The following is a 17,637-nucleotide window of genomic DNA, read 5'->3' on the forward strand; positions in this document are numbered from 1 at the left end:
GGTCCAACGGGCGCGGCCCCGCGGCCGCCGGCCCTGTCGTCACGCTCCGTGCGTCTTGTCTGTATTGTCCCGTGCGGTGGACGGCCACGCCCTGCGCCGTCCACCGCACCGGCGGGGCCTCAACCCTGCTCGGCCGCGACCTCTGCGTTCTCCGCCTCCGGGCCCTGCGCCCCGGGGCGGGCGACCAGCTCGACCTGGTCCACCGCGTTGCACCAGCGGCAGCGCACCGACTCGATCGTCTCGCTCAGGACTTCGGTCTCCTCGACCTTCGACTCGCCGGCCAGGTCGAAGTGCAGGAACTCGGTCACCCGCGCGGTGCGGGTCACGTCGAAGCGGGTGAGGTTGCTGCACAGGGTGCAGCGCCAACGCGTCTCGGCGGTCGGAGCGGGGACGGTCATCGGGGGTCCTCTCGGGTGGTCCCTGGGTGGGCTAGGCGCTCCCCCCGGAGCCCCGGCATCGGCGGCGGGAGGCGGGAATGCCCGCCCCAAGCCTATTGCCTGGGGCAACCATCACGGCCACCGGTTCGAGCGATCGAGATCGCTAGTCCACCTGCCGTACAGCGCGGTGTTGCCAAGGACCGACGGAGGGATGCTTGGCCGCATGGCGCTCGCGGCCCCCGGCCACACCGACACGCGGGACGGCGGCCCCGCGGTGCCCGCCCCGGCGGTCACCTACGCCCTGATCGCGGTCAACACGCTGGTCTTCCTGCTCGGCCCGGCCGCCGGACTCAACCCCCTGTACGGCACCGGGCAGGCCCAGGTCTGCGCCGAGCAGCGGTACGAGCAGCGCTGGGGCGCCGTCCCCGCCGAACTGCTGGCCGGTCACCCGCTGACGGCCGAACAGCTCGCCGAGGCCCCGGACCCGGTCCCCGGCTGCCCGGCCGCCCCCACCCCGGGCAAGCGTCCGGCCGTCTCCGTCCTCACCGGCCTCTTCGTGCACGCGGGCTGGCTGCACCTGGCCGGCAACCTCCTCTTCCTCCACGTCTTCGGCCCCACCGTCGAACGGCGGCTCGGCCACGCCCGCTTCCTCCTCTTCTACCTGGCCGCCGGGAGCCTCGCGACGTACGGCTTCGCCCTCGCCGAGGCGCACTCGCCGCACTCGACCCGCGTCCTGATCGGAGCCTCCGGCGCGATTTCCGCGGTCCTGGGCGCCTACCTGCGCTTCCACCCGCGCTCCCGGGTGACGACGCTCGTCCCGCTGCTCCTCTTCCTTCCGCTGCGGTTCCCGGCCTGGCTGGTGCTCGGCCTCTGGTTCGCCCTGCAGTGGTGGTCGGTGCACTCGGCCGGGCCCGGGGTCGCCTACCTCGTCCACGTGATCGGCTTCTGCGCCGGCTTCCTGTACGCCTGCACCGTGGTCGGCCGCCCCCCGAGACGGCCCGGCTGATGCCCGATACGCTGGCGCCACCCCACGAAGGAGCCCGACAGTGATCACCGCCATCGTCCTGATCAAGACCAGCGTCGACCGCATCCCGGAGATCGCCGAGGCCATCGCCTCCATTGAGGGGGTCAGCGAGGTGTACTCGGTGACCGGCGGCTACGACCTGGTGGCGATGGTGCGGGTGCGCAGGCACGACGACCTGGCCGACGTCATCCCGGGCCGGCTGAACAAGGTCCCGGGCGTCGCCCACACCGAGACCCAGATCGCCTTCCGCACCTACTCCCAGCACGACCTGGAGGCCGCGTTCGCGCTCGGCCTGGACGAGTAGCCTTCAGCCCGCGCGCCGACCCCGGTCGATCTGCACAGTGGCGACGCAACGGCCGCCCTCGTTGCGGTAGTTCCACGCCGCGCCGTCCGTGACCAGCTCGCGGACGGCGGCCAGGAAGCGGTCGATGTGCTCGTCCGGGGTCCCGGCGCCGAAGCTGACCCGGATGGCGTTCAGGCTGCGCTCGCCCGGCAGCGACGGCTCCGGCGCACCGCACGCGGAAACAGGACCGGGCGCCACACCGGACGCATCGCCGAGGAGCGTGCGCACGAGCGGGTGCGCGCAGAACAGCCCGTCGCGCACCCCGATGCCGTACTCGGCGGAGAGCGCGGCCGAGAAGTGCGAGCTGTTCCAGCCCTGGACGACGAAGGACAGCACGCCCACCCGAGCGGAGTCGGCACCGAACAGGCTCAACACCCTGACCTGCGGGATCTGCGCCAGCCCGGCCTTGAGCCGGGCGATCAGCGCCTGCTCGCGGGCCTCCAGCGCGTCGAAGCCGGCCTCGCCCAGCGCCCGGCAGGCGGACGCGATGGCGTAGGCGCCGATGACGTTCGGCGAGCCGGCCTCGTGCCGGGCCGGGCCGGTGTGCCACTGGACGGCCACCGAGCCGTCGTTCTCCCGGGCCACCGTCCGGGTCGCGCCGCCGCCGGCCAGGTACGGGTCGGCGGCGTCCAGCCAGTCCGCCCGGCCGGCGAGCACGCCGGCGCCGAACGGCGCGTAGATCTTGTGGCCGGAGAAGGCGATCCAGTCGACGTCCAGCTCGGCCACCGAGATCCGGTGGTGCGGGGCGAGCTGCGCGGCGTCCAGCACCACCCGGGCGCCGTGCCGGTGCGCGGTCGCGGTCAGCTCGGCGACCGGCCACAGCTCGCCGGTGACGTTCGAGGCGCCGGTGACGCACAGCAGCTTCGGGCCCTCGGGCGCCGCGGCGAGCGCGGCGTCCAGCGCGGCGACGGCCTCGGCGTGCGAGCGCGGCGCGCGCAGGTAGGTGACGTCCAGCCCGGCGTGGGCCCAGGGCAGCAGCGAGGCGTGGTGCTCGGTCTCGAACGCGAACACCCGGGTGCCGGCGGGCAACGCGGCGGCGAGCAGGTTGAGCGAGTCGGTGGTGGCCCGGGTGAAGACCACCTGGTCGCCCTCGCGCAGGCCGAGGAACTCCTCGACGGTCCGGCGGCTCTGCTCGAACAGGTCGGTGGACAGCTGCGAGAGGTACCCGGCGCCACGGTGCACGCTGCCGTAGTAGGGGGCGTACGCGGCGACGTCGTCCCACACCCGCTTGAGCGCCGGGGAGCTGGCCGCGTAGTCGAGCGCCGCGTAGCCGACCTTCTCCCCGCTGGCGAGCGGCACCTGGACGTCGTGGCCCAGCACGGCGAGCGGGGCGCAGAGTTCAGTGGCGACAGAAGCGACAGAAGACATGAGGATGCACTCCTTCAAGGGTCGAGGGACCCCGGGAGTGCCAGTCGTCGGGTGTCCGCGCTTGCCACGCGGACGGATTGCCGCGAGACCCGGTCCTCACCCAGGGCACCCCGCCACGGACGGAGGGTTGCCGGACAGCCAGCTGGGGCTTCGCACTGTCACTCATGACCTGGCCAAGACTCTAGGTCGCGTCCGCCGGGTGGTCAAACAGGCATCCACCATCCGGACAATCCGAAGGGGCCCGCGGCGGCCCACTCCGCGGGGCAGCCACCACGGGCCCCAACTGCCTTGTCAGCTCCGGCTGGTGGCCTCCGACCAGCGGCGCAGCAGCTCCTGCGCCGCGCCCGAGTCGACGGCCGCCGCGGCCCGCTCGATGCCGGCCGCCAGCTGCTCGGCGAGCGGCGCGTCGGTCAGGTCCAGCGCGACCAGCGCCGCCGCCGTGTTCAGCAGGACGGCGTCCCGCACCGGCCCGCGCTCCCCGGCCAGCAGCCGCCGCGCCACCTCGGCGTTGTACGAGGCGTCCGCCCCGCGCAGCGCCTCGATGCCGACGAGCTCGATGCCGACGTCCCGCGGGTCGAAGTCGGTCTCGGTGACGATCCCGTCCCGCACGACCCACACCCGCGACGTCGTGGTGACGGTCAGCTCGTCCAGGCCGTCGTCGCCGCGGAACACCAGCGCGCTGGAGCCGCGCCGGGCGAGCACGCCCGCGATCAGTCCGGCGAGCCGGGTGTCGAAGCAGCCGACGGCGTGCGAGGTGACCTTGGCCGGGTTGGTCAGCGGGCCGAGGATGTTGAACGCGGTCGGCACCCCGAGGTCGCGCCGCGCGGTGGCCGCGTGCCGCATCGACGGGTGGAACTTCGCCGCGAAACAGAAGGTGAGCCCGACCTCGTCGGCCACCTCGGCCACCCGCCGGGCCGACAGGTCCAGGGTGATGCCGAGCTTCTCCAGCACGTCCGACGACCCGCTGGCCGAGGACGACGCCCGGTTGCCGTGCTTGACCACCCTGGCGCCGGCCGCCGCCGCGACGATCGCGGACATGGTGGAGATGTTGACCGTCCTGGCCCGGTCGCCGCCGGTGCCGACGATGTCCACCGCCGGGCCGGGGATGTCCAGCGGCTCGGCGTGCGCGTACATCGCGTCCACCAGACCGGTGATCTCGTCGACCGTCTCGCCCTTGGCGCGCAGCGCCACCATGAATCCGGCCACCTGGACGGGGGACGCCTCGCCGCTCATGATCCGGTCCATCGCCCACGCGGTGGCCGAACGGTCGAGGTCCTCCCCCTTCAACAGCGCCGCCAGGAGGTCCGGCCAGGTGCGGACCACCTGCGCGGGGTCGGTACCACCGTTCGCAGGGTTCACGTTCACCATGGCTGACTCCAGCTGTTGTCGGTTCCCCCACGGGGGACGTCCGTACGGACGGAGTCAGCCTATCGAGCGGCGGGGTACCTCCGGCCCTGTCTTCTCTAGTACTGAGACGGCACCGCTTCCAGTACTGAGACGGCGCCGCTCAACGCGTGGCGGGGGCCCGCTTGGCGAGGCGCGCCCGCAGCAGCGTGGCCACCGCCCCGGCCAGCGCGACCGGCTCCACCGGGTGCGAGATCGCCGCGTCGGCCCGGCTCCAGGCGGCCAGCCAGGAGTCCTGCGGCCGGCCGATCAGGACCAGCACCGGCGGGCAGCCGTAGATCTCGTCCTTGAGCTGGCGCCCGAGCCCGAGCCCGCCGGCCGGCACCGCCTCGCCGTCCAGGACGCAGAGGTCGACGCCGCCCTTCTCCAGTGCCCGCAGCACCGCGGGGGTGGTCGCGCACTCCAGGTAGGACAGTTCCGGCAGATCCTCGGCGGGCCGGCGGCCGAGCGCCGTCAGCACCTGCTCGCGGGTGTTGCGGTCGTCGCTGTAGACGAGGACGGTGAGCGTCTCATCGGTCGTGTACGCCATGGACCCTGCTCCCTCAAGTGTGATCCGGACCACGTTCGCCTGACCCGGATGCTACTCCCGATCACCCCCGGCCGAGCCCCCTGTCGCGCGCGTTCCTTCTCAAGCCGCCGCGCCCGGGGCTCACCCGCCCGGAGGACGCCCCGTCACCCGGACCCGCGCAGTCCACCCGGACGGCCGACAGCCCGCCCTCTCCTCTATCTCCGAACGCTGCGCCGACCGTGCATCGACACGCTGGGCAACGGGGTCGAAGGACCCTCCGAGGAACCGTCAGAAAAGGGACACGCCGCTGCTCAGGTGCCGTCCAGGCACCCCACCGCCCCCCAAGCGGGCATACCGCACGCACCGGACACTCCGAGGGAGACCCCCCGGCGTGAAGACGGAATAAGGGACCGACATAATGTCCGTCGTGGCGACAGCAACAGCAGTAGAAACCGGGCACGCGCACGGATCGGTCAACCGGCCGAACATGGTCAGCGTCGGAACGATCGTCTGGCTCAGTTCCGAGTTGATGTTCTTCGCGGCCCTCTTCGCGATGTACTTCACGCTCCGCTCCGTCAAGGGGCCGGAGTTCTGGACCGAGAAGGCGCACGCCCTCAACGTGCCCTTCTCCTCGGTCAACACCACGATCCTGGTGCTCTCCTCGCTGACCTGCCAGCTCGGCGTGTTCGCCGCCGAGCGCGGGGACGTGAAGAAGCTCCGCTCGTGGTTCGTCATCACCTTCGTGATGGGCGCGATCTTCATCGGCGGTCAGATCTTCGAGTACACCGAGCTGGTCAAGAAGGACGGCCTCTCGCTGTCCTCCGACCCGTACGGCACGGTGTTCTACCTGACCACCGGCTTCCACGGCATGCACGTGACGGGTGGTCTGATCGCCTTCCTGCTGGTCCTGGGACGGACGTACGCAGCCAAGCGCTTCACGCACGAGCAGGCCACCGCCGCCATCGTGGTGTCGTACTACTGGCACTTCGTCGACGTTGTGTGGATCGGCCTGTTCGCGACCATCTACCTGATCAAGTAACCAGCTGATCAGGTCGCTGGCCACCGGCTGCGGCCCCCGCCCTCACCGGCGCAGGGCCGCTTCTGCCGGTGCCGACGCTCCCACCGACCGACCGCGCGCGCAGCCCTAGCCAGGCAGCCTCGTGCCGGCCAGACCGGCAGCCGGGTGCACCCACCAGTCGACCAGATCCTGACACCGGGGTTATTCCGTGAAAAAGCTCTCCGCACGACGGCGCCACCCATTGGCGGCGCTGGTCGTCCTACTTCTCGCCCTGGCGGCAACCGGGGGGCTGTACGCCGTGTTCGCGCCCGCCGACAAGGCGCAGGCCGACGTCGCCGCGCAGTCGCTCGCGATCGACGAGGGTAAGAAGCTCTTCGCCGTGGGCTGTTCCTCCTGCCACGGCCTGAACGGCCAGGGCGGCAGCGACGGCCCGAGCCTGGTCGGCGTCGGCTCCGCCTCTGTCGACTTCCAGGTCGGCACCGGCCGCATGCCGGCCCAGCAGCCCGGCGCCCAGGTGCCTCGCAAGAAGAACATCTACTCGCAGGCGGAGATCGACCAGCTCGCCGCCTTCGTGTCCTCGCTCGGCCCCGGCCCGGTGACGCCGACCAAGGAGCAGTACACCTCGACCAACCCCGACGACATCTCCAAGGGTGGCGAGCTGTTCCGCACGAACTGCGCCCAGTGCCACAACTTCGCCGGCCAGGGCGGTGCCCTGACCAAGGGCAAGTACGCCCCGTCGCTGGAGGGCGTGGACGCCAAGCACATCTACGAGGCCATGCAGACCGGCCCGCAGAACATGCCGTCGTTCCCGGACAGCACCATGCCCGAGGAGCAGAAGAAGCAGATCGTGGCCTTCGTCCGCCACACCACCTCCGATGAGCCCAACCCCGGCGGTCTCACGCTCGGCAGCCTCGGTCCGGTGACCGAGGGCCTGTTCGGCTGGATCTTCGGCCTCGGCACGCTCATCGCGGTCGCGATCTGGGTCGCCGCCCACACCACCAAGGCCAAGAAGTCATGAGCCACGACATGTCAGAAGAGAAGCTTCCGGAGCACCACGGCTCCGCCGGCGAGGTGGCCGACCACGGCGACCCGTTCGCCGACCCGGGCCTGCCGGCCCACGAGCCCCGTCGCACCGACATCGACGAGCGGGCCGCCAAGCGCGCGGAGCGCCAGGTCTCGCTGATGTTCGTGATCTCGATGATCGCCACCATCGGGTTCATCGCCTCGTACGTGGGCATCGCCCCGGACAAGATCGTCTACATCTTCCCGCTCGGTCACGTCAGCGCGCTGAACTTCGCGCTCGGCCTGACCCTGGGCGTCGCGCTGTTCCTGATCGGCGCGGGCGCGGTCCACTGGGCCCGCACCCTGATGTCGGACGTCGAGATGCCGTCCGAGCGTCACCCGATCGAGGCCGACGACGAGGTCCGCGCGGACGTCATCAACCAGTTCAAGACGGGTGCCGCCGAGTCCGGCTTCGGCCGTCGGAAGATGCTCCGCAACACCCTCATCGGCTCGATGGCGCTGGTCCCGCTCTCCGGCGTGGTCCTGCTGCGCGACCTCGGCCCGCTGCCCGAGAAGAAGCTGAAGGAGACCGGCTGGAGGGAGGCGACCCCGGCCAAGCCGCTGCAGCTCATCAACATGAGCACCAACCAGCCGATGAAGGCCGAGGACATCGTCGTCGGCTCGCTGACCTTCGCCATGCCCGAGGGTCTGACCACCCACGACGAGGACTTCCAGCAGCGGATCGCCAAGGACGCCCTGATGCTGGTGCGCATCGCGCCGGACGACATCAAGGACGACAAGTCCAAGGAGCTGGGCTTCGACGGCATCCTCGCCTACTCGAAGATCTGCACCCACGTCGGCTGCCCGATCAGCCTCTACGAGCAGCAGACCCACCACGCGCTCTGCCCCTGCCACCAGTCGACCTTCGACCTGTCGGACGGCGCGCGCGTCATCTTCGGCCCGGCCGGCCACCCGCTGCCGCAGCTGAAGATCACCACTGACGACAAGGGCAACCTGGTCGCCACCGGCGACTTCGAGAAGCCCGTCGGCCCGAGCTACTGGGAGCGTGCTCGATGAGTAGCGCGAGCAGCACCACCTCCGGTGCCGCCAAGCCCGCCAGCACACGCGCCAACCCCGCCAACAAGTGGGAGGCCGCGGCTGACTGGACGGACGGCCGGCTGGGGATCTACTCCCTCGCCAAGGCCAACCTGCGCAAGATCTTCCCGGACCACTGGTCCTTCATGCTGGGCGAGATCTGCCTCTACTCGTTCGTCATCATCATCCTGACGGGCGTGTACCTGACGCTGTTCTTCAAGCCGTCGATGGCCGAGGTCGTCTACAACGGCTCGTACGTCCCGCTCAAGGGCATCTCGATGTCCGAGGCGTACGCGTCGACCATGAACATCAGCTTCGAGGTCCGCGGCGGCCTGCTGATCCGTCAGATCCACCACTGGGCCGCCCTGGTCTTCGTGGCCGCCATGCTCGTGCACATGATGCGCGTGTTCTTCACCGGCGCGTTCCGCAAGCCGCGTGAGATCAACTGGGTCTTCGGCTTCCTGCTGCTGATCCTGGGCATGTTCGACGGCTTCTTCGGCTACTCGCTGCCGGACGACCTGCTGTCGGGCACCGGTATCCGCTTCATGGAAGGCGCGATCCTCGCCGTCCCGCTGGTGGGCACCTACATCCAGATGTTCCTGTACGGGGGCGAGTTCCCCGGCCAGGACATCATCCCGCGGTTCTTCACGATCCACGTGCTGCTGATCCCGGGCATCATGCTCGGCCTGCTGGTGGCGCACCTGATCCTGGTCTTCTACCACAAGCACACCCAGTGGGCGGGCCCGGGCAAGACCGAGAAGAACGTCGTCGGCATGCCGCTGATGCCGGTCTACATGGCCAAGGCCGGTGGCTTCTTCTTCCTGGTGTTCGGCATCATCGCCGCCATCTCGGCGATCGCCTCGATCAACCCGATCTGGGCGTACGGACCGTACCGCCCCGACCAGGTGTCGACCGACGCCCAGCCGGACTGGTACATGGGCTTCTCCGAGGGCCTCATCCGCGTCATGCCGGGCTGGGAGATCAGCCTGTGGGGCCACACCCTGAACCTGGGCGTGTTCATCCCGCTGATGATCTTCCCGCTGGTGCTGGTCGCGATCGCGGTGTACCCGTTCATCGAGGGCTGGATCACCGGTGACAAGCGCGAGCACCACATCCTGGACCGCCCGCGCAACGCTCCGGTCCGCACCGCGCTGGGTGCCGCCTGGATCAGCCTCTACCTGGTCCTGCTGATCGGTGGTGGCAACGACCTGTTCGCCACCCACCTGCACCTGTCGCTCAACGCGATCACCTACTTCGTGCGCACCGGCTTCTTCGTGGTCCCGGTCCTCACCTTCATCGTCACCAAGCGCTGGTGCCTCGGCCTCCAGCGCCGCGACAAGGAGAAGGTGCTGCACGGCCGCGAGACCGGCGTCATCAAGCGCCTGCCGCACGGTGAGTTCATCGAGGTGCACGCCCAGCTGCCGCAGAAGGACCTGTTCAAGCTCACGGCGCACGAGCAGAACCAGCCGGTCGAGCTGCCGGCCCAGACGGACGAGAACGGCGTGGCCCGCAAGGCCGGCGTCTTCACCCGCACCCGGGCCAAGCTGTCCCGCGGCTTCTACGGCGAGGGCAGCCAGATCCCCAAGCCCACCGCCGAGGAGCACCACGAGATCACCAGCGGCCACGGCCACCACTGATCCCGTACGCACCGCAGCGTCACACCCGAGGGCCGCTGACCAGAGTTCTTCTGGTCGGCGGCCCTCGGGCTTTCCCGTCTCCCCCGCACCTCCAGGAGCCCACCGTGCAGTTGTCCGTCGACCCCTCCTGCGCCACTCCCCCGTACGAGCAGATCCGGGCCCAGATCGCCGAGCGCGCCCGGTCCGGCGAGCTGCCCACCGGACTTCGGCTGCCCACCGTGCGGGCGCTGGCGGAGGAGCTGGGGCTGGCCGCCGGGACGGTCGCGCGCGCGTACAAGGAGCTGGAGGCGGACGGCGTGGTGGAGACGCACGGCCGGCGCGGCACGCTGATCGCGGCCACCGGCGACACCGCGCACCGGCTGGCCGCCGAGGCGGCCGGCGAGTACGCCGAACGGGTGCGCCGGCTCGGGCTGTCGCACGCGGAAGCCCTGGCGGCGGTGGACACCGCCCTGCGGCTCGCCTTCCAGGAAGGCTGAGGACGGCCTCGGGGGCCGCTCAGACCTCCGGGCGGATCATCCCCGTCGCGGGGGCCTGGGAGTCCGGGAGGATGGTGCTGACGGGCTGCCCGAGGGAGCTGTGCTTGACCCAGTCCGCCCAGGAGACGTTCCAGTCCCCGAAGCCGTTGCCGAACGGCTCCATCGCGTGGCCGCGGCTGTTGACCACCGTCACCAGGTCACCCACCCGGGTGTTCTCGTAGAACCACTTGGCGTTCTCGGTGCTCATGCCGGTGCAGCCGTGGCTGACGTTCTCGTAGCCCTGCGAGCTGACCGACCAGGGCGCCGCGTGGACGTACTCGCCGCTCCACGTCACCCGGGTGGCCCACTCGACGTTCAGGTCGTAGGAATCCGAGCCGCCGGCCGCGATGCCGATCGTCTCGCTGCTCATCCGGACCGAGCGTTCCTGGCCGAGCACCACCTTGATGCCGTTGCGGGTGTCGAAGCCGGGCTTCCCGGTGGTCACCGGGATGGTCCGGATCACCGCGCCGTCGCGCTTCAGGGTGAGCACGTGGGCGGCGGCGTCGACCACCGTCTCGACCCGCGCCCCGATCCGAAGCTTCAGGCTGCTGCGGTCGCCGCCGTACAGGCCGTCGGAGATCCGGGTGCCGGTGCCGTCGAAGGCGAGGCCGACGGTGGTACCGACCGGCCAGTACTCCTGCGGGCGGAAGTGCAGGTTCTTGTCGTCGACCCAGTACCACGCGCCGGTGACGGCGGGCTGGGAGGTGACCGTCAGGGCCCGTTCGACCTCCTGCCGGGCCTGCGGGTCCTTCACGGCCTCCGAGAGCTGCACGGTGAGCGGCTGGCCGACCCCGTAGACGCCGCTGCCGGAGGAGTCCGGGCCGAGCTTGGCGTTGAGCAGGCGCTGGGCGGCGAGGGTGCTGAAGTTCTCGGTGGTCTCGCCGCGCCCGCCCTTGCCGTCGTCCGCGGCGATCCGGACGGTGTAGGCGGCGGCGGCCTTCAGCCGGCCGGTGGTCTGCCAGCTGCGCTGGTCGTCCGCGAGTCTGCCGGCGACCACCCGGCCGTCCGGGCCGATCACGGTGACGTCGGTCAGCCGGCTGCCGGCGACGGCGGTCACGGTGACCGACTTGGCCGGGTCGACCTTGCCCTCGGCCGAGAGGTGGACGAGTTTCGCCGCGTCGACCTTGTGCGGCCCGCTGGGGTCGTCACCGGCCGAGCAGGCGGCGAGCGGGGCCAGTACTGCGAGGGCCAGCGAGATGCCGCCGAGACCCGCGATTCCGCGCCTGTCGGCCATGACCGCCTCCGATGGTTCGCACGATTGATCAGATCGTAGGAACGGCATGCCTCGGAGCGACATCCGAGCGACCCCGCGTTCACCCGGGTGAGTGAGTCGCTCACCCCGGGGACGCAACAGGGGCCGGCCCCCCTTGCGGGAGGTCCGGCCCCTGTCACTGCGGCGGAACCCTACTGGTTCTGGTTCTCGCCCCGGTAGAACTCGAAGACCCAGCCGAACAGGCCGATCAGGATGATCGGGATCGACCAGAACAGCAGCCACCAGCCGAAGATCACGCCCATGAAGGCCAGCGCGCCGCCGATGGCCAGCGAGAGCGGCTGCCAGCTGTGCGGGGCGAAGAAGCCCAGCTCGCCGGCGTCGTCCGCGACCTCGGCCTCGGGGTTGTCACCCGCGCCGCTGTCCACCCGGCGGGCGGTGAAGGCGAGGTAGTAGCCGATGAAGGCGCACAGACCGAAGGCCAGGAACAGCGCGGTGGTGCCGGCCGCCTCGATGCCGAGGTCCGAGTGGTTCGTCCACAGGCCGTAGGTGATCGCCATCGCGAGGACGAAGACCGACAGGCCGAGGAAGATCTTTCCCTGTTCCTTCATCAGGCGTCGCCGTCCTTCTTGCCCTTGCCCAGCTGCGGGGCGTCGTACTTCGCCGGGGTCACGCCGGCGAGGTGCTTGGCCTCCTCACCGTGGTTCTCCAGGTAGTCCAGCGCGGCGATCTCCGGGTGGTGGAGGTCGAAGGCCGGGGATTCGGAGCGGATCCGCGGGAGGGTGAGGAAGTTGTGCCGCGGCGGCGGGCAGGAGGTCGCCCACTCGAGCGAGCGGCCGTAACCCCACGGGTCGTCGACCTCGACCTTCTCGCCGTACTTGGCGGTCTTCCAGACGTTGTACAGGAACGGCAGGATCGACATGCCGAGCACGAACGAGCCGATGGTCGAGACGGTGTTCAGCGTGGTGAAGCCGTCCGAGGCCAGGTAGTCGGCGTAGCGGCGGGGCATGCCCTCCGCGCCGAGCCAGTGCTGCACCAGGAAGGTGGTGTGGAAGCCGAAGAACAGCGTCCAGAAGGTGATCTTGCCGAGGCGCTCGTCCAGCATCTTGCCGGTCATCTTCGGCCACCAGAAGTGGAAGCCGGCGAACATCGCGAAGACGACGGTGCCGAAGACCACGTAGTGGAAGTGGGCGACGACGAAGTACGAGTCCGAGACGTGGAAGTCGATCGGCGGGGAGGCCAGCAGAACACCGGTCAGACCACCGAAGAGGAAGGTGACCAGGAAGCCGACGGTCCAGAGCATCGGGGTCTCGAAGCTCAGCGAGCCCTTCCACATGGTGCCGACCCAGTTGAAGAACTTCACACCGGTCGGGACCGCGATCAGGAAGGTCATGAAGGAGAAGAACGGCAGCAGCACCTGGCCGGTGACGTACATGTGGTGCGCCCACACCGTCACGGACAGACCGGCGATCGCGATGGTGGCCGCGATCAGGCCGGAGTAGCCGAACATCGGCTTGCGGCTGAAGACCGGGATGATCTCCGACACGATGCCGAAGAACGGCAGCGCGATGATGTACACCTCGGGGTGACCGAAGAACCAGAACAGGTGCTGCCAGAGCAGCGCGCCGCCGTTGGTCGGGTCGAAGACGTGCGCACCGAACTTGCGGTCCGCCTCCAGGGCGAACAGCGCGGCGGCCAGCACCGGGAAGGCCAGCAGGACCAGCACCGCGGTCAGCAGGGTGTTCCACACGAAGATCGACATGCGGAACATCGTCATGCCCGGAGCGCGCATGCAGATGATCGTGGTGATGAAGTTGACCGCACCGAGGATCGTGCCGAAGCCGGAGAAGGCCAGACCCATGATCCACATGTCGCCGCCGACGCCCGGCGAGTGCACGGCGTCCGACAGCGGCGAGTAGGCGAACCAGCCGAAGCTCGCGGCGCCGTTCGGGGTGAGGAAGCCGGCCACGGCGATGGTCGAGCCGAAGAGGTACAGCCAGTACGCGAACATGTTCAGACGCGGGAACGCCACGTCCGGGGCGCCGATCTGGAGCGGCATGATCCAGTTCGCGAAGCCGGCGAACAGCGGCGTCGCGAACATCAGCAGCATGATCGTGCCGTGCATCGTGAACGCCTGGTTGAACTGCTCGTTCGACAGGATCTGGGTCCCCGGACGAGCCAGCTCGGCACGCATGACCAGGGCGAGGATGCCACCGATCAGGAAGAAGGCGAACGACGTGCCCAGGTACAGGGTGCCGATCGTCTTGTGGTCAGTGGTGGTGAGCCACTTGATGATGGTCGCGCCCGGCTTGCGGGTCCGCTGCGCCCCGACCGTGACGGCCTCGGCGCCCCCGCCGGCCGCGGCGGGCTCGTTGAGGATGGTCACTTCTCTTCACTTCCCATGGAGATGACGCCCGAGGGCACCGCGCCGGTCTGGCCCTTGGCCCGGAGGTCAGCCAGGTGCTTGTCGTAGTCGGCACGGTCGACGACCTTGACGTTGAACAGCATGCGCGAGTGGTCGGTGCCGCAGAGCTCGGCACACTTGCCCCTGTACTCGCCCTTGACGGTCGGCGTGACCTCGAACTTGTTCACCACGCCCGGCACGACGTCCATCTTCATCATGAAGTTGACGGGCCAGAAGTCGTGGATGACGTCACGCGAGGTGAGACGGAACTGGACCGTCTCGTTGACCGGCAGCCAGAGCGTGGGCGCGTCCTGAGGAGTGCCCACCTCGTACGCGGCGTCCTTGTTGGCCGGGTCGGGGGTCTCGGTGTTCTCGTAGTTGAACGCCCAGCTCCACTGGAAGCCGACCACGTTGACGTAGTGCTGCGGCTTCTCGGAGACGGCGGTCAGCCTGGACTCGTCGCGGGCGACGAAGTAGAAGAGCACCGAAACGATGATGATGGGGACCGCGGTGTAGAGCGCCTCGATGGGCACGTTGTACCGGGTCTGCGGAGGGATCTCCACACCGGTGCGGCTGCGCCGGTGGAAGACCACGCTCCAGATGATCAGACCCCACATCAGTACGCCGACCACCAGCGCCGCGATCCAGGAGCCCTGCCACATCTGGAGGACCATGGGTCCTTCCTTGGTGACAGGGCTCGGGAGGCCAAGCCTGGGGAGGTCGTTGGCCGAGCAGCCGGTGGCGGTCGCGATGACGAGGCCCAGTGCCAGCGCCTGAGGCAGCTTCCGCCGCATCGTGCGCCGCGGCGAGCGGTCGGAGCCGTTGGGACTCACGTAGCGCCTTCCCGAAGTCTCGCCCGCCTTCGCGTCGCCCCGAGGAGGACTGCCCTCCCCGGCGACCCGTCCACGGGCACGGTTTGAATGCTTATGCGGGCCAAACCCTACTCCAGCCTTATGCGCTCCTGACGGGCAGCCCCCGGTAACGCGCCGCCCGGTCGCCCGATCAGGCCCGGCAGGGGCTGCGTCGCAGGTCATCGCAGGCATTCGAGGTCCGTACCCCCGATCGGGGGATGACCTCGCGCACCGTGGATGACGGTCCGTCGGACACGGACGAAGCGGACATTCGGGATGATCGACTGACGGGCGGTGAGCACCGCCACCGGGCTCCGATCCGAGCGGGCGTGCCGTTAAATGTGACCGTGTACTTCGACGTGGCTTCGACGGCGCCGCTCCACCCCGTCGCACGGCAGGCCCTGACCGCCGCGCTGGACGAGGGGTGGGCCGATCCGGCGCGACTGTACCGGTCCGGGCGACAGGCCCGGATGCTGCTGGACGCCGCCCGCGAGACGGTGGCCGAGGTGCTCGGCGCCCGGGCGGACGAGGTCTCCTTCACCGCGAGCGGCACGCAGGCCGTGCAGCTCGGCATGCTGGGCGCACTGGCCGGGAACCGGCGGCGCGGCGGGCACCTGGTGCACTCGGCGGTGGAGCACTCCAGCGTGCTGCACGTCGCCGAGAGGCACGAAGCCTCCGGCGGCGGCGTCTCTGTGGTGCCGGTGGACCGGGCCGGGCGGGTCTCGGCGGACGGCTTCGCCGGACTGCTCCGGGACGACACCGCGCTGGCCGTGCTGCAGAGCGCCAACCACGAGGTGGGGACGGTCCAGCCGGTCGAGGAGGTCGCCGGGCTCTGCCGGGAGGCCGGGGTCCCGCTGCTGGTGGACGCCGCCCAGAGCGCCGGCCGGATCGACGTGCCCGCCGGGTGGTCGCTGCTGGCCGCGAGCGCGCACAAGTGGGGCGGGCCGCCCGGGGTCGGGGTGCTGGCGGTGCGCAAGGGCGTCCGGTACGCCTCGCCGCTGCCGGCCGACGAGCGCGAGGGCGGCCGGGTGCCCGGCTTCGTCAACGTCCCGGCGATCGTGGCCGCCGCCGCCTCGCTGCGGGCCGTGCGGGCCGAGGCCGAGCGGGAGAACGCCCGGCTGCACGCGCTGGTGGAGCGGATCCGGGCCCGGGTGCCGCGGCTGGTGCCCGAGGTGGAGGTGGTCGGCGACCCGGTGCGGCGGCTGCCGCACATCGTCACCTTCTCCTGCCTGTACGTGGACGGCGAGGTGCTGCTGACCGAGCTGGACCGGGCCGGCTTCGCGGTCTCCTCCGGCTCGTCCTGCACCTCGTCCACGCTGACGCCCAGCCATGTGCTGGCCGCGATGGGGGTGCTCACCGAGGGGAACGTCCGGGTCTCGCTGCCGTACGGGACGGCCGAGGCGGACGTCGAGCGGTTCCTGGCCGTCCTGCCGGAGCTGGTGGCCGGGGTCCGGGCCCCGCTCGGGCTGGACCTGCCCGCGCCCGGGGAGAGCGTCGCGACACCGACCCGGGCGGAGGCGGGCGGGCGCGTCATGGTGATCGACGCGCTCGGCAAGCGCTGCCCGCTGCCGGTGATCGAGCTGGCCAAGCGGATCGGTGAGGTGCCGGTGGGCGGAACGGTCGCGGTGCTCTCGGACGACGAGGCGGCCCGACTCGACATCCCGGCCTGGTGCGACATGCGCGACCAGGAGTACGCGGGTGAGGCCCCGGCCGCCGACTACGGCGGCGACCGGGGCTCGGCCTACCTGGTGCGGCGGACTACTTGACCAGGTGCGGGCGGATGTCCGCGGCGCACTCGGCGCCGTAGGTGTCCTCGAAGCGCTTCAGGAAGCCGGCCGGGCGCAGCTCGTACTCCTGGGTGCCGATGGTCTCGATCACCAGGGTGGCGAGCATGCAGCCGAGCTGGGCGGCGCGCTCGAGGTCCAGGTCCCAGGAGAGGCCGGAGATGAAGCCGGCCCGGAAGGCGTCGCCGACGCCGGTGGGGTCGGCCTTGGTCTCCTCGGGGGCGCAGCCGACGACGATGGCGGGCTCGCCCTTGCGCTCGATCCGGACGCCCTTGCTGCCGAGGGTGGTGATCCGGGTGCCGACCCGGGTGAGGAGCTCGTCGGCGCCCCAGCCGGTCTTGCTCTCGATCAGAGCGGCCTCGTACTCGTTGGTGAAGAGGTACGCGGCGCCGTCGACGATCTCGCGGATGTCGTGGCCGTCCAGGCGGGCCAGCTGCTGGGAGGGGTCGGCCGCGAAGGCGTAGCCGCGGGTGCGGCACTCCTGGGTGTGGCGGACCATGGCCTGCGGGTCGTCCGCGCCGATCAGGACGAGGTCGAGGCCGCCGACCCGGTCGGCGATCGGCTTCAGCTCGATGTTGCGGGCCTCGGCCATGGCGCCGGTGTAGAACGAGGCGATCTGGTTGTGGTCCTCGTCGGTGGTGCACATGAACCGGGCGGTGTGCCGGGTCTCGGAGATGTGGACGGACTGGCAGTCCACGTTGTTGCGCTCCAGCCAGCTGCGGTACTCGGCGAAGTCCGCCCCGGCCGCGCCGACGAGGATCGGGCGGAGTCCGAGCACCCCCATGCCGAACGCGATGTTCGGGGCGACGCCCCCGCGGCGGATGTCCAGGGTGTCGACGAGGAAGGACAGCGACACGGTGTGGAGCTGCTCGGCGACCAGCTGGTCGGCGAACCGGCCGGGGAACGTCATCAGGTGGTCGGTAGCGATCGAGCCGGCGACGGCGATACGCACGGGAGGTCTCCTCAGGATGGCGGCGGGGCCATGGGGCGAACGGGGTGAACCCATTCACGGTACCCGGCGGGCGCGACCAGGTCGCACGAGTGCCGGAAATGGCACGGTCGCCGGACGAACGTGTACTACCTCCGAGTAGCACTGG

17 protein-coding genes and 1 riboswitch are annotated in these 17,637 nt (G+C 70.4%); of the genes, 8 read left to right on the forward strand and 9 right to left on the reverse strand.

Translation table 11 applies throughout. The features are described from left to right. Positions 1–119 precede the first annotated feature (119 nt). Positions 120–398 (reverse strand): hypothetical protein, encoded by a 279-nt coding sequence (locus ACWCXH_RS06415; RefSeq protein ID WP_449800182.1) that lies wholly within the window; start codon positions 396–398, stop codon positions 120–122. Between the two features lie 202 nt (positions 399–600). Between ACWCXH_RS06415 and ACWCXH_RS06420 the strand changes: the two genes are divergently transcribed. Together ACWCXH_RS06420 and ACWCXH_RS06425 are read left to right on the forward strand one after the other, a co-directional pair. Continuing rightward, on the forward strand, positions 601–1,383 hold the full coding sequence (locus ACWCXH_RS06420; RefSeq protein WP_449800183.1) for a rhomboid family intramembrane serine protease: 783 nt from the start codon (positions 601–603) through the stop codon (positions 1,381–1,383). Between the two features lie 40 nt (positions 1,384–1,423). Continuing rightward, on the forward strand, positions 1,424–1,705 hold the full coding sequence (locus ACWCXH_RS06425; RefSeq protein ID WP_449800184.1) for an Lrp/AsnC family transcriptional regulator: 282 nt from the start codon (positions 1,424–1,426) through the stop codon (positions 1,703–1,705). Between the two features lie 3 nt (positions 1,706–1,708). On the opposite strand, the gene ACWCXH_RS06430 is transcribed toward ACWCXH_RS06425, so the two are convergent. The 3 genes from ACWCXH_RS06430 to ACWCXH_RS06440 form a co-directional block, all read right to left on the reverse strand. Next, positions 1,709–3,112, reverse strand: a complete 1,404-nt coding sequence (locus tag ACWCXH_RS06430) for an aminotransferase class V-fold PLP-dependent enzyme (RefSeq protein WP_449800185.1) — start codon at positions 3,110–3,112, stop codon at positions 1,709–1,711. A 52-nt stretch (positions 3,113–3,164) separates the two neighbouring features. After that, positions 3,165–3,282: riboswitch (SAM riboswitch) on the reverse strand. 121 nt (positions 3,283–3,403) lie between these two features. Then, complete coding sequence (gene trpD / locus ACWCXH_RS06435) at positions 3,404–4,480, reverse strand: anthranilate phosphoribosyltransferase (protein WP_449800186.1); 1,077 nt, start codon at positions 4,478–4,480, stop codon at positions 3,404–3,406. 139 nt (positions 4,481–4,619) lie between these two features. Beyond that, positions 4,620–5,045: a hypothetical protein gene (locus ACWCXH_RS06440; RefSeq protein ID WP_449800187.1), complete on the reverse strand. Its 426-nt coding sequence runs from the start codon at positions 5,043–5,045 to the stop codon at positions 4,620–4,622. Positions 5,046–5,442: 397 nt separating this feature from the next. On the opposite strand from ACWCXH_RS06440, the gene ctaE reads away from it, so the two are divergent. The 5 genes from ctaE (at position 5,443) to ACWCXH_RS06465 (ending at position 10,252) form a co-directional block, all read left to right on the forward strand. Beyond that, positions 5,443–6,063 carry an aa3-type cytochrome oxidase subunit III gene (ctaE, locus tag ACWCXH_RS06445; protein ID WP_449800188.1) on the forward strand — a complete coding sequence of 207 codons (621 nt, stop codon included), beginning with the start codon at positions 5,443–5,445 and terminating at the stop codon, positions 6,061–6,063. Positions 6,064–6,250: 187 nt separating this feature from the next. Continuing rightward, positions 6,251–7,060 (forward strand): cytochrome bc1 complex diheme cytochrome c subunit, encoded by an 810-nt coding sequence (gene qcrC, locus ACWCXH_RS06450; protein WP_449800189.1) that lies wholly within the window; start codon positions 6,251–6,253, stop codon positions 7,058–7,060. Between the two features lie 8 nt (positions 7,061–7,068). Beyond that, entirely contained in the window at positions 7,069–8,121 is a 1,053-nt protein-coding gene (gene qcrA, locus ACWCXH_RS06455; protein WP_449800190.1) for a cytochrome bc1 complex Rieske iron-sulfur subunit, read from the forward strand. Then, positions 8,118–9,776 (forward strand): cytochrome bc1 complex cytochrome b subunit, encoded by a 1,659-nt coding sequence (gene qcrB, locus ACWCXH_RS06460; RefSeq protein ID WP_449800191.1) that lies wholly within the window; start codon positions 8,118–8,120, stop codon positions 9,774–9,776. Before qcrA ends, qcrB begins: the two co-directional genes overlap by 4 nt. A gap of 104 nt (positions 9,777–9,880) precedes the next feature. Beyond that, the gene (locus ACWCXH_RS06465) at positions 9,881–10,252 is read left to right on the forward strand and encodes a GntR family transcriptional regulator (RefSeq protein ID WP_449800192.1); all 372 of its coding nucleotides are present in this window, start codon (positions 9,881–9,883) and stop codon (positions 10,250–10,252) included. 19 nt (positions 10,253–10,271) lie between these two features. On the opposite strand, the gene ACWCXH_RS06470 is transcribed toward ACWCXH_RS06465, so the two are convergent. The 4 genes from ACWCXH_RS06470 to ctaC all read right to left on the reverse strand — a co-directional run bounded on the left by ACWCXH_RS06470 (position 10,272) and on the right by ctaC (position 14,738). Next, positions 10,272–11,525, reverse strand: a complete 1,254-nt coding sequence (locus ACWCXH_RS06470; RefSeq protein WP_449800193.1) for an Ig-like domain-containing protein — start codon at positions 11,523–11,525, stop codon at positions 10,272–10,274. 170 nt (positions 11,526–11,695) lie between these two features. After that, the gene (locus tag ACWCXH_RS06475) at positions 11,696–12,112 is read right to left on the reverse strand and encodes a cytochrome c oxidase subunit 4 (RefSeq protein ID WP_449800194.1); all 417 of its coding nucleotides are present in this window, start codon (positions 12,110–12,112) and stop codon (positions 11,696–11,698) included. Beyond that, entirely contained in the window at positions 12,112–13,887 is a 1,776-nt protein-coding gene (gene ctaD, locus ACWCXH_RS06480) for an aa3-type cytochrome oxidase subunit I (protein WP_449800195.1), read from the reverse strand. Before ctaD ends, ACWCXH_RS06475 begins: the two co-directional genes overlap by 1 nt. Further along, a complete protein-coding gene (gene ctaC / locus ACWCXH_RS06485; RefSeq protein ID WP_449800196.1) occupies positions 13,884–14,738 on the reverse strand; it encodes an aa3-type cytochrome oxidase subunit II in 855 nt (284 codons plus the stop codon). The genes ctaD and ctaC overlap by 4 nt, the downstream gene beginning before the upstream one ends. 365 nt (positions 14,739–15,103) lie before the next feature. On the opposite strand from ctaC, the gene ACWCXH_RS06490 reads away from it, so the two are divergent. Further along, a complete protein-coding gene (locus ACWCXH_RS06490; RefSeq protein WP_449800197.1) occupies positions 15,104–16,522 on the forward strand; it encodes an aminotransferase class V-fold PLP-dependent enzyme in 1,419 nt (472 codons plus the stop codon). Here ACWCXH_RS06490 and ACWCXH_RS06495 read toward each other — a convergent pair. After that, positions 16,515–17,492 carry a carbohydrate kinase family protein gene (locus tag ACWCXH_RS06495; RefSeq protein WP_449800198.1) on the reverse strand — a complete coding sequence of 326 codons (978 nt, stop codon included), beginning with the start codon at positions 17,490–17,492 and terminating at the stop codon, positions 16,515–16,517. The genes ACWCXH_RS06490 and ACWCXH_RS06495 overlap by 8 nt on opposite strands. Between the last annotated feature and the right edge of the window lie 145 nt (positions 17,493–17,637).

The sequence above is a fragment of the Kitasatospora sp. NPDC001660 genome, assembly GCF_053596725.1.